Origin of the sequence: Parabacteroides hominis (assembly GCF_014287585.1) — a bacterium.
In the GTDB taxonomy this organism is placed as follows: Bacteria; Bacteroidota; Bacteroidia; order Bacteroidales; family Tannerellaceae; genus Parabacteroides; species Parabacteroides hominis.
In genome coordinates, this window is record NZ_JACOOJ010000013.1 from 43,690 (window position 1) to 60,137 (window position 16,448).

Below are 16,448 nucleotides of genomic sequence, written 5' to 3' on the forward strand. Positions count from 1 at the left end.
AATTCTCTATTTTTAATTTTCAATTTTTCAGAACCCTACTGTCACATTAAACGTGAACGAACGGCTCGTCGGAGCGGCCCCGTTTTCAAAACCGGTCGCATTCGTGTTGGTTGCCGAAACGGATTCGGGGTCGATACCCGGCAGGTTGTAATGGATCATCCATACATTGTTGCAGGTAGCAGACAGGTTCAGACGCTGGAACGGCGTCTTTTTCAGCATCGCTCTGTTGAACGTATATCCTAAGGTGATGTTACGCAGACGAATATTGGTCGCGTCATACGTGAAGACTTCCGGCAAACCGTAATTGCCGGTCGATCCGATCCGTTCCCAATAGTTCTGGTGAGTAACCGGAACATTGTTTTCCACATATCCCCCGTCTTTCCGGACAACCGTGTTGGGCACGACGAAATCCTGACGTTCGCCGTTCACCACCGTTCCGGCTGCGTTACCACGTAAAAACAGGTTGGAAGCTGTTGCCGAATAGATATCGCCGCCGATACGGAAGTCGACCAGGAAACTCAGGTTAAACCCTTTATAAGAGAAACTGTTCGTCAAGCCGAGCATCCAGTCCGGACTTTGGTTACCCACCTTGCTCTTTTCGGTCGAGATCAGCGGCAGGCCGTCGTCGCCGACGATCACTTTTCCGTAATGCGGACTGTCCTTGTCCGTCACGCGCAGGAAAGTCTGTCCGTAAATATCGCCATAATAACTGCCTTGTGCCGCCACGATCTGGATCGCATCCAATGTCTTGATGTCATAAAGCGTCACCCCCGGATAAAGGTCGATGATCTTATTGCGGTTCAGGGAAAACTGAGCCGTCGCATTCCAGTTGAATCCCTGCGGATCATGGCTCTGGAAGATAGCGCCGTTCAGCGAGATTTCCAAACCTTCGTTCTGGATATTACCGGCGTTCACCTTACGGGAACTATACCCGGCAAACGGGTCAAGCGGCAAGTTCAGCAACTGGCGGGTAGCATTCGTCTTATACCAGGCGAAATCCAAACCTAAGCGGTTCTGGATGAAACGCACGTCGAAACCGGCTTCCCATGATTTGATCAACTCGCTTCGTACGCTCGAATCAAACAAGATTTGGCCGGGAGCGGCCGTCGTATTCCCGTTTTCGTCTTTTCCCACCGTGTAATTATTGTACAGCTGATAGGGATCGAGGTCATTACCGACTTCCGCATAAGAAGCCCTCACCTTTGCAAAGGTGAACCATTCCGGCATGCTTCCGCCGATCTTGGGCAACATATCCGAGATCACCCCGGAGAGGCTGACCGAAGGATAGAAATAAGAACGGTTGGCTTTGGACATCGTGGACGACCAGTCGTTACGTGCCGTCACGTCCAGAAACAGATAACCGTCCCAGTTCAGCTGCAACGATCCGTAAAGGGAGTTCATCTTCCGGCGGATCAGCTCGGAGGTAACGGTCGGTTTATTAATGCCGTTGTTCAGGGAGAAAAGGTTCGGGACCAGCAATTCGCCGGCCGAAGCGTACATCTTGGTTCTTTGTTGCATCATCAGGTTGCCGCCGAACGTCACGAAACCGCCCAGGCGATCCAGCAAATTGTCTTTGCGCGCGGTAGCCAGGAAGCTGTAGTTGTTTTCGTAGAATGTTTCGGAACCTTCGTTATACAGGCCGCGCGGAGAGGTGTTACCACCGGCATATACTTTCTCGTTCTTGGTTGTCGTATAATAGTCGGTACCGCCGCGCAGCTCGATATCGAACCAATTGGTCGGTGCATACTTCAACGATACATTTCCCAAAAGGCGGTTACGGGTATCGTTGTTCTGGCGATATTTGGTCACCCAGTACGGGTTTTCCTGCGGGTTCTTGGACGCGTCCCACCAGATCATATTGCCTTCTTCGTCCACACTGTTTTTAAATTCCTTGACATTCAGGGAACGGGGCAGGCCGTATATCGTGTTGAAAAGGTTCGGGACCAGCAATTCGCCGGCCGAAGCGTACATCTTGGTTCTTTGTTGCATCATCAGGTTGCCGCCGAACGTCACGAAACCGCCCAGGCGATCCAGCAAATTGTCTTTGCGCGCGGTAGCCAGGAAGCTGTAGTTGTTTTCGTAGAATGTTTCGGAACCTTCGTTATACAGGCCGCGCGGAGAGGTGTTACCACCGGCATATACTTTCTCGTTCTTGGTTGTCGTATAATAGTCGGTACCGCCGCGCAGCTCGATATCGAACCAATTGGTCGGTGCATACTTCAACGATACATTTCCCAAAAGGCGGTTACGGGTATCGTTGTTCTGGCGATATTTGGTCACCCAGTACGGGTTTTCCTGCGGGTTCTTGGACGCGTCCCACCAGATCATATTGCCTTCTTCGTCCACACTGTTTTTAAATTCCTTGACATTCAGGGAACGGGGCAGGCCGTATATCGTGTTGAACGCATTCGACGGGTTCACCCCCTGGATCGGGCGGTTATGGGCATTCATATTGATATAGTTCACTTTGGCATCAACCTTCCATTTCTCCGCCTTATCGAGGAATGTGGTGGCACGCAACGTGATGTTCGTCTTATTCAGCTTCGATTCCGGTGTGATGCCGGCATCATCCGAACGGTTGATAGAGGTAAAGACGGAAGTCCCGTTGATATTCTGCTGGAAACTGACACCTTCGTTAAAAGAGGTTCCGGTACGGAAGAAGGCATCGATATTGTCATATGTCCGGAGAGGAACTTGGTGTCCAAGCCAGTCCGTCACCATCTGCCCTTCCACTTTCGGCCCCCAACTCAAGCGGGACTGATTGTCGTAAACGCCGACCGATCCTTGTCCGAAGCTGTTTTGCATATCCGGTTTCAGGAAGATAGATTCGGTCGTGATACCGGCATTCACCGTAATCCCCAGACCTTCGTTTTTCCGTCCAGATTTGGTCGTGATCAGGATCACGCCGTTACCTGCCCGCGAACCGTAAAGGGCGGCTGCCGATGCACCTTTCAGGACCGTCATCGACTCGATGTCTTCGGGATTGATATCGGAGAGGCCGTTACCCATATCGGTTCCGGAGTTACCCCAGACATCATCCACACCGCCGGTAAAGTTATCCATCGGCGTACCGTCCACCACGATCAGCGGCTGGTTACTGCCGGTCAGCGAACTGTTACCGCGAAGCACGATCTTCGAAGAACCTCCCACCCCGTTACTGGAGCGGACGATCTGCAAACCGGAGACTTTACCGGACAACGAATTGGCAAGATTCGGTTCGCGGGAAGACAACAGCTCGTCTCCCTTCAATTCCTGCATGGCATAGCCTAACGCTTTTTTATCACGCTTCATGCCCAATGCAGTCACGACTACTTCATCCAATTTCTGCGTGTCTTCTTCAAGATGTACGGACAATGAGGCTTGTCCTGTATAAGGGATTTCCTGTGTGGCGTACCCGATAAAGGATATTTGGATAATATCTCCCTTTTTTACCCCATCCAGCGTGAAGTTGCCATCCATATCGGTCATTGTCCCGTTGGTGGTTCCTTTTATAACAACAGACGCGCCGGCAACCGGTCCTAAAGCATCTTCGACGACTCCCGTGACTTTTGCATTTTGTTGGGAAATGTCAGTGTTCGGATTACCTGCACTTGAAGCTGCATATATATTTCCGGAGAAACATAACGTGCTCGCAAGCAAAACCATGCTGACAGGCTTAATTCTTTTCAACATAACTAATGTTTTTTGTTTAATTTATGATACATGTCTTGGCTGAGACCAACATCTTTTTTGATATATGTAACACAAAAAAAGAGAAGTTGTTTTGTATTTAACTCTTCGGGACGCTTTTTTTCGATTTGGGTACAAAAAATAAAAAAGCCGCCAACCATCTCCCCTACGAAGACAGTCGGCGACCCTTAAAGACTTATAACTATTAACAAATACTTATTGCAGAGCACCCTGATTGGCAGCAGTCGGCCAATACGGATTCTGATAAATCGGGGAAGATGAAACATCTCCGCTACCGGTAGTAATATCCAGATGCTGGATGTTGATCGGCTTCAGATAATGAGCCATAGCCCATCTGTAACCATCTTTTGCAATCGAGTTGGACAACTTTTCATACGGACGATAGTATTTGCTGAGGCTCGGAGCCGAAACATTCGCTTTCGGATTATCCATACCGTAAACCAAAAGGCTTTCACCGGTTGTCTCATCCTTATACCAGTTCTGCATTTCACCCCAGATCTTGATACCTTCGATATGGTACGGGGTTGCGATCATCTGGTCCATTGATCTCCAACGGCACAAATCCATATAACGCAGTGCTTCGGCCATTAATTCGCAACGACGTTCACGACGAATGTTATACAAGGTCGGATCGATCAACTGTCCGGCAGAATAAGCCCCCCAGTCGTTCTTAGCTTCTTCGCTCATGACGGTGGCGGCAATTGTCTTGTTGTAATCCGGATCGACATGGGCACGTTCGCGCAAGGCTCTCCAATAGCTTTGTGCTTTGGCATCCAGGTTTCCATTCTTTTCATAGCATGCTTCCATATAATTCAATAGAGCTTCCGATGCACGGAAAGTGATGGAACCGGTATAGTTTTCACCGTTCACGCACTGTGCTTGGTCGAAACTGCCGCCCTTACGCAAAGCATAACCGGTCGCATAACCTTTAGCAGCATCACCCGTCAGGATATTAGGAACAGGTTCCACCGGAACGGCATGGTCACCTTCGACAGCCTCGATCAGGATATTTTTCTGTCCCGGTTCTTTCAGGAAGATCGTCAGACGGGAGTCGCGTTCCTTGCGAACATCCGTAATCGTTTCGTCACCCTTATAACCGCTTCCGGCTGCATAGATCGGCAGACCGTTTGCCATCAAGAAACCGTCAACCATACCGCGAGTCACACCGACACCGTAATCACCAAACTGCGCTCCAACAACGACACAATGTACCTGGCCGAGACCTTTACTATACGGACGCCACAAGAGCACTTCGCTATAGGACGACATATCCACAGCCGAGAACATATCCATATACGGGTTAGCGGGTTCCGTGGCAGCCTGTTGTACCAATCCCGTATTTTCAACCAAGACAGTAGCATCGGCTACTTCTTGAGAAGCCTCCATTGCCAGTGTAAGGAAATAATTGATTTCGCTGTCGATATCGCCAGTCGGGTACTGGTAATTGGCATTGTAATCTTTTTCTTTTCCCGGCCACCCTGGACCATTCGGCACGAAGGCTGTATTTTTGAAATACTTCAACCAAGTTCCCTCAAACAGGGCAACACGAGACTTCAACAGCAAAGCCGATTCTTTATTAATACGTGTCTTCGCCTTATCAGGATTAGACTCCATCAACACGATAGCCGAATCCAGGTCGGAAATGATGAAACGGGCCACTTCGTTACGCGGCGAACGTTTGCTGGCTTCTACCAGCGGGTCCATCTGGTCGGGTAATGTATTCCGCACAATAGGGAAGTCGCCGAACATCTGATAGCGTTTGAAATACTCGTAAGCACGCAGGAAATACATTTCCCCTATATAATGGCGGATATTCGCATCCGAACCGCTGATCTGCTTGGCTGTATAACGCGGCATCACATTTTCGAGGAAATAGTTACAGCTATAGATGAATTTGAAACGATATGGATCGTCGTCAGCCTTCTGCGACTGGATCGTCTTCCACTGTCCCGGAATATACTTATTGTCATAATTCATATAAGCCTGGTTATCGGTATGCTGGTCGGTTCCGAACGTTCCGTAGCTCCAGTTACCGTGCGAAGGCAAAATGTCGGCATACAAACCGTTGGCATAAGCAGCCAACTGCGATTCTTCAGTCAAATAGTTTTCCGGAGAAATAGTCGACTTGGGAGTTTCATCCAAAAAGTCGTTGCAGGAACACAACAGTCCCAGCAGGGCCACTCCTGCAACATGTTTAAATATATTGATTTGTTTCATTGTTTCCTGTTATTATAAAGTTACACTAATACCGAATGATATCGTCTTTGACAACGGATAAGCATTACCATTGTTATCCTTACCACCGCTAACGGTTTCAGGGTCAAACATATTGGCCAGAGAAGTGCCTGTCCACAAGTTTTCACCTGAGACAAATACACGCAACTTGTTTACATAGATCTTATTAGTCAATGTAGAAGGCAATGTATATCCTAACTGAACATTTTTCAGACGAATATAGGCCGCACTCTGCAAATAACGAGTCTGCTTTTGGTTGTTCTTGTCTTCATCAAAGATAGGACGCGGATAATAAGCATTCAGGTTGGCAGACAGATCATTGGAAGCTTCAGCACGGAAATAGTCCGCATGTTCTACAAAACCCGTAGAGTGCCAGATACCACTGTTACCGATACCCCAGAAATAAGAACTGCCCTGCCAGTAATCACGTTTCATCACCCCTTGGAAGAAAGCACGGAAATCAAAGCCTTTCCAGTCGGCGTTCAGATCCAGGCCAAACTGGAAACGAGGAGTATCGTTACCGATCACTTTCAAGTCGCCATGATCATCCAATTTGTTACCACCGTTATCGATTTTACCGTCGCCATTCAGATCGGCATACATGATATCACCGGCTGCCCAGTTCGTACCCAATGCATTCTGTCCGCCGTTAGGCAACGAAGCCAGATGCTCGTCCATTTCGCCCTGCGATTTAGCAATACCGATTGTTTCATATCCCCAAATTTCACCCATCTTACGTCCGGCATTATACTTATCCAATGTTCCGGTCGGATTCGGATAACGGGTAATTTCGGTCTGTGCATCGGAAAGGATAAATGTCACGCCATAACCCAATCCGTTTTTCAGGCGGTCTTGCCAACTGATGTTCAAATCGAAACCATAGGTTTTCAAGTCGGTATTGTTCGTCTTCGGAACATCCAGACCCAGAATAGCAGGCAGTTCAGGAGCCGGGCCGATCATATCCAATGTCTTACGTTGATAGTAATCGAACGATCCGGTCAGACGATTGTTCAAAGCACCGAAGTCCAAACCGATATTCCAGTTGCGAACGCGTTCCCAGCCTAAGGTTGAACTGATTAAGGCCGGCACATAAGCTGCATTCGGACGTATGCCACCCTGCAACCATTTACCGTCACTCGCCTTTACTGACAAAGACTGGTAAGTCGGATACCATTCTGTTGTATTCTGGTTACCCAGTTCACCATACGATCCACGGAATTTAAATGTTCCCACATATTCTGCCAAATCGCCCCAGAATTCTTCGCGAGCCACATTCCAACCTACAGAGAAAGAAGGGAACCAGTTCCAACGCTGATCTTCACGGAAACGGGAAGTTCCGTCATATCGCAAGTTTACTTCTGCCAGATATTTGCCCTCATAGTCATAGTTCAAACGACCGAAGAAACCGGCTGTGCTCCAACGTGCACGCGAACCGTTTGTAGAAGGAGTCACCGGATTGCCCTGATAGTCCAGCCCGGTTGTAATATCGACTTCCGGCAATCCCGGCACGATAATGCCATTCCGCTGCAAACCGAACTTAGTCTGGCTCAAGCGCTCTGCCTGAAAACCGACCATCGCCTTAAAGTTATGACCTGATTCCAAACTATGTGAATACTCTGTATAAGCATTGATATTCATATAATTTTCTTTCAGATAATCTTCATGTACATTTGAGCTCTGATTGTAAACATACGGGTTGCCATCTACGTCATGGTTATAAGTCAGCTGCTTGTCCCAATGACGGTTGGCCGATTTGATACGGTAGTTAAAATCCACATGTGTAACCCAATTCTTAATCGGTTCGAGGATTAACGAAGCCTGCTGATACAAATTGTCCGTCTGTGTTTTATCACGACCGCCATCGCGCAGACCCAATGCGGGAGAAGGAGAAGAATACAGATAGCCATTGTTGTCATACAGAGGCAAGGTCGGCCATCCCTGACGAGCCAGGTTGTAGTACAGATCGTCTGTCAAATCGGCAGGACGTCCGTAATCTTCGCGGGTGAAACGGTTACTGTAATTGAACTTAGCCCAATCCGTCAAAGTCACATTAATTTTAGCCGTCGTAGTATAACGGTTGTACTGATCTTGGTTGAACTCCATCAAACCATTCTGATCCAGATAGTTCATAGACAGATAATAACTGATCTTTTCCGTTCCGCCGTTGACACTCAAGTTGTGTTCCTGAGAGAAAGCCCAATCCCGGTACAAAGCGCCATACCAATCCGTATTCGCATTACCGGCAGCATAACCATCCGCCCAATATTGACCGTTTGCAATAATCGGATCTTTCAATGTTCCGTTCTGGTAAGCTTTAATGCGCTCCAAATGCTCGGTAGTAAAGTGTGGAGTCTGGCCGGCATTGACCGCTGCATCGTTATAGAAAGTAGCGAACGTATATGAATCCATCTGATTAGGAGTCTTTACCGGATCATTCCAACGGAAACTGTTGTTGTAGTTTACAACCGGTTTCCCTGTTCTACCGCTTTTCGTAGTAATAAGAATTACACCGAAAGGAGCACGGGAACCATAAATAGAAGAAGCGGCTGCATCTTTCAAAACAGATATATTCTCAATATCCTGTGGGTTGATAGAGTTGATATCACCTTCCATACCGTCTATCAAAACCAGCGGACTACCTTTGGAACCTTCACCGATAGTAGCCGTACCACGTACTTGGATATCTGCCGTTTTCTCCAAGCTTCCGCTGGATGAAGAAATCTGCAAACCCGGAACCATACCTTGCAAAGCCTGTGTAGCACTCATAACAGGGCGGGATTCTAATGCTTCCGAATTGACTGTTCCGACAGAACCGGTCAAATTCACCTTTTTCTGAGTACCGAAACCAACAACAACAACTTCGTCCAGTTTCTGGGTGTCTTCTACTAATTTGACGTGAAGGGTTGCCTGTCCGGTATATGGGATTTCCTGAGTCGTGTAACCGATGAAAGAAATCACGATGATATCCCCTTTCTTTACACCTTCCAAAGTAAAATTACCATCCATATCCGTCATAATGCCGTTGGTGGTTCCTTTTACAATCACAGACGCTCCGGCAACAGGTCCGAAATCATCTTCTACAATACCTGAACATTTTCCACTCTGCTGGGAAATGTTCGTGCTTTCTCCGACTATAGTCGGTTCGGCCCAAGCGCTTTTAGGGAAAGAAAACGCTCCAGCCAACAAGATTAAGCTGATAGGTCTGATTCTTTTGAACATAATTTGTGTTTTATTAAATTGAAAGAATTACTCTGATTTTCATAATAACTTCTTATTTAATGAAATAAGCAGGTTCTACACGTCTTTGCGTTTTAGTGTTTAAAATGACATTAGTTCTAAAAGAACTCAGGTGTTTTTTACCTTGACACGGTTTTTACCCACTCTTATAAAGAATTGGTTACTAATGTATTGTGGCAAATTGGCGTGTATTATGTAATAATTACTTAAAATACAAAAGTCTCTTTGATTCACTTTTATTGACAAGATGTCAGTAGTTTCAATCACGTTTTTTTATTTACCTATTTTTATAGAGCTATATATTCTCAACAGATATATTATATTGATAAACAGGATAATATTAAAATAGATTTAAAAGGACGAAGTGTTAAAAAAGAGACTTCTACGTATTTTTTTTTGAAAAATAACACCGCAATAAAAAAATTTCATATCTTTGACACCGATATGAAATGAGCGGAGTTCTTTTAGAACTAATGACAAACACAGATAAACACTATACGCAAAAACTAAAAAACTCTAACATTTTGTATACATGATGTAGAAAAGCGATAACAAGCGCCATCATTTTAATTAAAAGAGCATTCTTTCAATTAAATATAAGACACAAATTATGTTGAAAAATTTTAAACCTATCAGCTTAATCTTGCTGGCAGGTGCCACTTGTTTCCCTGCAAGTATATTTGCAGAAACAACGCCCTCCAAGCAAAGCATGAACATTTCCCAGCAAAGCGGAAAAGTTACAGGTACTGTGGAAGATGATCTGGGCCCTGTTGCCGGAGCATCAGTCGTAGTGAAAGGAACAACCAATGGAAACATTACCGACATGGACGGTAATTTCACGTTGGAAGGTGTAAAAAACGGAGATATCATCCAGATCTCCTTTATTGGCTACACCACTCAGGAGATCAAATATACCGGACAACCAACTATCCAGATTAAATTAGCGGAAGACACCCAGAAACTGGAAGAAGTCGTAGTCGTAGGTTATGGTACACAAAAGAAAGTAAACCTGACAGGCGCCGTAGGTGTTGCAGATGGAGCCGTGTTGGAAGACCGTCCGATCGGTAACATCGCACAAGGTTTGCAAGGTGTCGTACCGAACTTAAACATCGATTTTGCCAGTGGTGATCCGACGGCAAGTACTACATTTAATATTCGTGGTACGACATCTCTGAATGGTGGTTCAGCTTTACTGCTGGTCGACGGTGTGGAAACAGAAGATTTATCATTGCTTAACCCGCAGGATATCGAAAGTGTATCCGTATTGAAAGATGCAGCATCCGCATCTATTTACGGTGCACGTGCAGCATTCGGTGTAGTATTGATCACGACTAAAAAAGGGAAAAAGGCACAAAAGGTTCAGGTTAATTACAACAACAACCTCTCCTGGTCAATGGCATCCCGTTTGCCAGACGGCATTTCTTCTGATAAATGGTTGAGAGCCATGAACGTAGCCGGTGATAATTCAGCTGCGATGAAATGGTCTAATGAATTGATCAACGCAGTCGATGCCTACATTGCAGGCACAGGCCCTTCTTCTTTCCCGGCAACAGACGGGCAAATCACGGCAGTCGGTGAATGGGCTTATGCCGGTAATACAGACTGGTTTGAAGAGATGTACCAGCCTTCATTCATGCAACAGCACAATGCAAGCATCAGCGGAGGTTCTGAAAAGAGCACTTACTACGGTTCTATCGGCTACAAAGGGCAGGACGGCCTTTTACGTCACGGAACAGACGAATACAGACGTATCAACATGACGTTCAACTATTCTACCCAAGTTACCAAATGGCTGGAACTGACTTTCCGTACGAAATACAACCGCAATACATCCAATACTCCGGACGTTAAAGATTACATGGGTGAATCAGCCCACTATGAAGTCTACCGTTCAATGCCTTGGGTTCCGATGTACACAGCCAATGGCGACTGGGCCGGTATCGGAGGTAGCGGATTCAACTACAACTATGTAGGCCGTATGGCTCTTGCCGGACGAGACAAAATGAATTCGGACGATATGTGGTACACTGCTGCATTTAACCTCACCCCGATTGCAGGTTTATCCATCAAGGGAGATTATACAGGCAACAAGTATTACGAAAATCAGACAAACAACGTTAAGACTCTCTATCAAACCAATCCTGACGGAAGCCAAAGCTCGGTTGCCGGAAGTCCGAACAAGATGACAGAGGCAAGATATAACACAACATATCAGGCACTCAACATCTATGCCGATTACAAAAAGTCATTCAACGATGTACACAATTTCGGCCTAATGGTCGGTTACAACCAGGAAAGCAAAAAGACAAATAACCTGTCTGTGATGACACAAAGCCTGTTCAACAACGACAAGCCTATCATCGACCTTGCCAATACATCCCGTCTGCCGACTTTCTCCGGAACAATCTGGGCTGTACAAGGCGCGTTCTTCCGTTTGAATTACGACTATAAGCAACGTTACCTGCTTGAAGTGAACGGACGTTATGACGGCTCATCCAAATATGCAAGTGGCGACCGTTGGGGCTTCTTCCCTTCCGTATCGGCCGGTTGGCGTATCTCAGAAGAACCGTTCTTCGAACCGGCACGCAACCTCTTCGACAATTTGAAGTTGAGAGCTTCTTATGGTGGCTTAGGTAATCAGGTGACTGACGGAAACTTCCAATACCTGAGTTATCTGAACAGTAAAACATTAAGTTACCTGATTAACGGACAAATGGCCGGCGCTCTGACAGCTCCGACATTGGCAAGTTCGAACATCACATGGGAAAAAGTTTACACGAGCAATGTCGGTTTAGACTGGACTATGCTGAACGGACGCTTGACAGGATCATTCGACTATTACATCCGCGATACAAAAGATATGGTAGTACGTCGTACTTATCCGGCTGTATTAGGAACAACCGGAGGTAAGGAAAATCTTGCCGACATGCGTACGAAAGGTATGGAATTGTCTATCACCTGGAATGATAATATCGAGAATGTAGCCGGCAGCCCATTGAATTATTCCATTGGTGTCGGTATCTCCGATAACACATCCGAGATCACCCGCTATGACAACCCGACAATGAGTTTGAACGAAACTTACTACAAAGGCATGAAGATCGGTGAAATCTGGGGATATGAGACAGAAGGTTTCATCCAAAATGCTGCCGAAGCCGCAGAAATGGCAGATCGCCAGTCATTCATTTCTACGACCTGGATTCCGGGTGACATCAAATATGCCGACCTGAATGGTGACGGTAAGATCAATCAGGGTAATAATCGCGTCGGCGACTCCGGTGACCGCAAAATCATCGGTAACAATACTCCGCGTTATAACTTCAACCTCAATTTAGGCGGCTCATGGAAAGGATTCGACCTTCGTCTCTTCTTCCAGGGAACTATGAAACGCGACATTTGGTTGGACAGCCCGATCTTCTGGGGTTACGATGGCGTATGGTCATCCTGCCTGAACGACTACCATGTTGACAACTCTTGGTCTGAAACCAACACAAATGCTTATTATCCTGTACCTTTATTCAATAACAGAAGCAAAAAAGTGCAAACCAAATATCTCCAGAACGGCGCTTACATCCGTCTGAAAGATGTGACGTTAAGTTATACAATCCCGAAAACATTGACCAGCCGGATCGGTATCCAGCAGCTGAAAGTATATGTCAGCGGTCAAAATCTTTGGGAAGCAACCGGTTTGTATAAATATCTGGATCCGGACGTTGTCGGAAGCCGTAACTCTTCAACGACAAAGAGTGATGGCAGTGCCACGACTGTCGGAAGTTTGGCAACAGAAGCCGGCGGACGTGTTTATCCGTTTACCCGTTCTTATTCATTCGGTATTAATGTAACATTTTAAAAAACAAAGAACATGAAAAAGTCAATTATATCATTGTGTGGCTTGCTGTTCTTCGCAGCACAAAGTTGTGACGTACTGGATAAAGACCCGGTCGAATTCGTCAGTACGGAAGAAACTTTCGCAAACGCCACCGAAGAAACGCTGCAATCGTATTGCAACAACTTTTATCCCGACTTGCTCAGCGGACATGGAGCCTTCAACGGATACAGTTTCGGAATGTTGGAAGGAGATTTCCAATCGGACAATATTTTACCCTGGACTCCCAATACCGTAGCATTCAGCCAACATACGATTTCCACATCCGACAAGGATAATTGGAAATGGGAAGTCATCCGTGCTTGCAATTCTTTCCTCGAATATTATGAGCTGTCGCCTGCATCCGAAAGTATCAAACAGCGTTATGCCGGCGAAATCCTTTTCTTCAAAAGCATGGACTATTTCAACAAAGTACGCCGTTTCGGTGATGTGCCCTGGTACGACCACGTATTGATACCTGGTGACGAAGACTTGTATAAAGCACGCGACTCGCGGACTGTCGTTATGGCAAACGTGCTTAAAGACATCAATCAGGCAATCGCATGGTTGCCCACAAAAGCAACGACCGGCGTCACACGCGTCAGCAAAGATGCCGCTTTGGCATTGAAAGCTCGCATGTGCTTGTTTGAAGGGACTTACCGCCGCTACCACAACATCGAGGGAGACACAGAATTCCTGCAAGCTGCTTACGACGCAGCCGGCGAACTGATGAAACCGGAATACGGCTATTCTCTGTTCCAAGGCTCCAGCCCCAGCCAGGCATACCACGAGTTATTCATCCAGGCTGATTATGAAAATAACCCGGAAATCATTCTTTCACGTGAATACGACCCGGCACTGGGTGGAGCAAACAACGTTTCCCGTATGATAGGCGTAGGCGAAACTCCTATCGGATTCAGCCGTGACGCTGTCGAAGATTACCTCTGTGCAAAAACTGGGAAACCGATCACACTTTGCGGATGCGAAGGCCATACGACTCATACGACGCTGGTAGCCGAACTCAACAACCGCGACCCGCGCCTGCTTCAGACTGTCGACTCTCCGGAGGCAGGAGAACATAGCTATCTGCTGAACGGTAAACGTGCAGGCATCAGCTCTCTGCTGCCGGGGCTTTACAATTCATCCACCGGTTATGCTGTTGCCAAATTCTTCAACCCGGCGGAATACTCGACTGTCCACCATCAGGGTACACTCGATGCTCCTTTGTTCCGTTACGCAGAAATCTTGCTGGTTCGTGCCGAAGCCGGTGCGGAATTAGGTTTGGATCCGGAATTGAACAAAACGATCAACGCCTTGCGCGACCGTGTTGGTTTCACTCATCATTTGACAGCCAATCCTGAACAAGACCCGAAATTGGTGAAAGAATATCCGACTATCAAAGGTTCGAATGCAAACCTGATCCGTGAAATCCGCCGTGAACGCCGTGTGGAACTGATGGCAGAAGGTTATCGCTATTCAGACTTGATGCGTTGGGCTTGCGGTCTGCGCCTGAACGAACCGAAATTAGGTATTATCCCTGATAAAGCGACAAACAGCGACGATCCGACAGCCTACACGGAAGAAGAGTATAAAATTCTTGAAACCCAATTAGGTTTTAATAACGGTGCACTCGACATTTATACCAAACGTGTGACAAACCCTGTTCCGAATTTCATCGAACCTAAAAACTATCTGTTCTCTATTCCGACAGATGAAATCGGTTTGAATCCGAATCTGGTACAGAATCCGGGTTGGGAACTATAAGAGTATTTCCATACTGAATATTTCCGGAAGGTCCATTCTTCGTAACAGAAGGATGGACCTTCTTTGTTTGTGGATTAGACCTCCCTAAACAAGTTTTTCAAAGTTAGCCTTCACACCTTATAAACAATTCATCTACAACAACTTGCTGTGAACCCTGTGAAACAGGAACAGCCAGACTTTCAGAAAACTGTTCCTGTTTCACAGGGTTCACAGCAACCAGCAGCTATAGAACAAGTTACAAGAGATGTGAAGGGTGAATGCAATTAAAAAATATGCTTACAGACACGCTTTTTATAGGACGGGAGCCATAAAATATGGCCTTTAGGGTATTTTTTGCAGCCTATAGGCTATTGAGGAAAAGGTACTGGCCTGCGGATGAAAAGGTGCATACCTTTTGGAGAAAAGATTACCACCTTTTTCCAAACGAATAACTACTCTTTTCGGTTATGAAATCACGTCAATAGTTTTTCTCATTCGCCAGATTCCACATATTCAGGAAAGAGGCCTTTGTAATGTCGACAATCTTATTCCAGTTGATCTTCTCCACATGGTCGCCCGGCATGTGATAGTCGGGATGCCCATCCGTGTGATACCAGATAACCGGAATATCCAGGAGAGCAAACGAAGCGTTATCGCTCCCTCCTACCGGCTTGTCCCACGGGCGATAATCAGGAGACAGGTTCAGGCCGTATTTCTTGATATCGTTTTTCAGCCAGTCGCCAAACGCAGGATGCGCTTCCGTATAAAAATAAACGACATGCGTCGGTTTGGACTCGTCATTGTTACGGCCTATCATGTCATAATTCAGATATCCTTTCACCTTATCCATCCCAGGGAATGTCTGCACAAAATACTTGGAGCCTAACAAGCCTTTCTCTTCACCATCCCAGAAAGCGAAAATAACGGTTCGCTCCGGTTGGACACCTGTAGCTAAAAAGGCCTTAGCGACCTGCAGGACAGCCGAAACACCCGAAGCATTGTCGTCGGCTCCGTTATAGATCTGGTCACCGTCCAACATCGGATCAAAACCGAGATGATCGTAATGAGCGCCGATAATCACATATTCGTCCGGGTTCTTACCCTCGATCTTACCCAGGATATTGTTCATCGACAGCTTCTGGTGGACACCTTGTTTCAACTTCGCGATCGAATCCGGGTGAACCTGGAAGCGGCCTTTCTTCTGCCGTTCCTTATTATAGGCCTCGAAAGGCTGGTAATAGGATTCGAACAGAGGCTCGATCCCCATCGTTTTCAAATTAGATACAATATATTCACCGGCAATACGCCCGCCACGGAAACCAGCTTCGCGTCCTTCCAAGGCATCGCTTGCCAGGAAACCGATATAGGCCTCGGCATTTGCCTTGTTAATAACATCCAACCCTTTCTTTTCGGGCGATTCGGCCCATAACGCAGAACTTAGTGCAATAGAGACTAAGAATAATCCCGTTTTTCTCATCTTGATATTGTGTTTTACAGATTATAGTTTTCTATATTATGCAAATATAGGAATATTTGTACACATTCGACATTTTGTCTACATAATCATAGAACACAGATACGATTTTAGTGTGGTCTGAATGGACAAGTGCAAGGCTAACTTTAAAAATAAAAAAAGGCCAAACTCCGCTATCTCATAAGCGTCGAATGCCTCCTGCAT

At 46.4% G+C, this 16,448-nt stretch carries 6 protein-coding genes; 2 read left to right on the forward strand and 4 right to left on the reverse strand.

From position 1 onward, the window contains the following. Positions 1-27: 27 nt before the first annotated feature. From H8S65_RS09305 to H8S65_RS09315, 3 genes are all read right to left on the reverse strand, one after another. Positions 28-3,672: a SusC/RagA family TonB-linked outer membrane protein gene (locus H8S65_RS09305; protein WP_186929715.1), complete on the reverse strand. Its 3,645-nt coding sequence runs from the start codon at positions 3,670-3,672 to the stop codon at positions 28-30. 213 nt (positions 3,673-3,885) lie between these two features. Further along, the gene (locus H8S65_RS09310; protein ID WP_186929716.1) at positions 3,886-5,907 is read right to left on the reverse strand and encodes a RagB/SusD family nutrient uptake outer membrane protein; all 2,022 of its coding nucleotides are present in this window, start codon (positions 5,905-5,907) and stop codon (positions 3,886-3,888) included. A gap of 12 nt (positions 5,908-5,919) precedes the next feature. Next, the gene (locus H8S65_RS09315) at positions 5,920-9,144 is read right to left on the reverse strand and encodes a SusC/RagA family TonB-linked outer membrane protein (RefSeq protein WP_186929717.1); all 3,225 of its coding nucleotides are present in this window, start codon (positions 9,142-9,144) and stop codon (positions 5,920-5,922) included. A 628-nt stretch (positions 9,145-9,772) separates the two neighbouring features. Here H8S65_RS09315 and H8S65_RS09320 point away from each other — a divergent pair. Then, positions 9,773-13,012 (forward strand): SusC/RagA family TonB-linked outer membrane protein, encoded by a 3,240-nt coding sequence (locus H8S65_RS09320; protein ID WP_186929718.1) that lies wholly within the window; start codon positions 9,773-9,775, stop codon positions 13,010-13,012. A 12-nt stretch (positions 13,013-13,024) separates the two neighbouring features. After that, positions 13,025-14,791 (forward strand): RagB/SusD family nutrient uptake outer membrane protein, encoded by a 1,767-nt coding sequence (locus H8S65_RS09325; RefSeq protein WP_186929719.1) that lies wholly within the window; start codon positions 13,025-13,027, stop codon positions 14,789-14,791. A gap of 457 nt (positions 14,792-15,248) precedes the next feature. Here H8S65_RS09325 and H8S65_RS09330 read toward each other — a convergent pair whose 3' ends face one another. Beyond that, entirely contained in the window at positions 15,249-16,247 is a 999-nt protein-coding gene (locus tag H8S65_RS09330) for a M28 family metallopeptidase (protein WP_186929720.1), read from the reverse strand. Positions 16,248-16,448 lie beyond the last annotated feature (201 nt).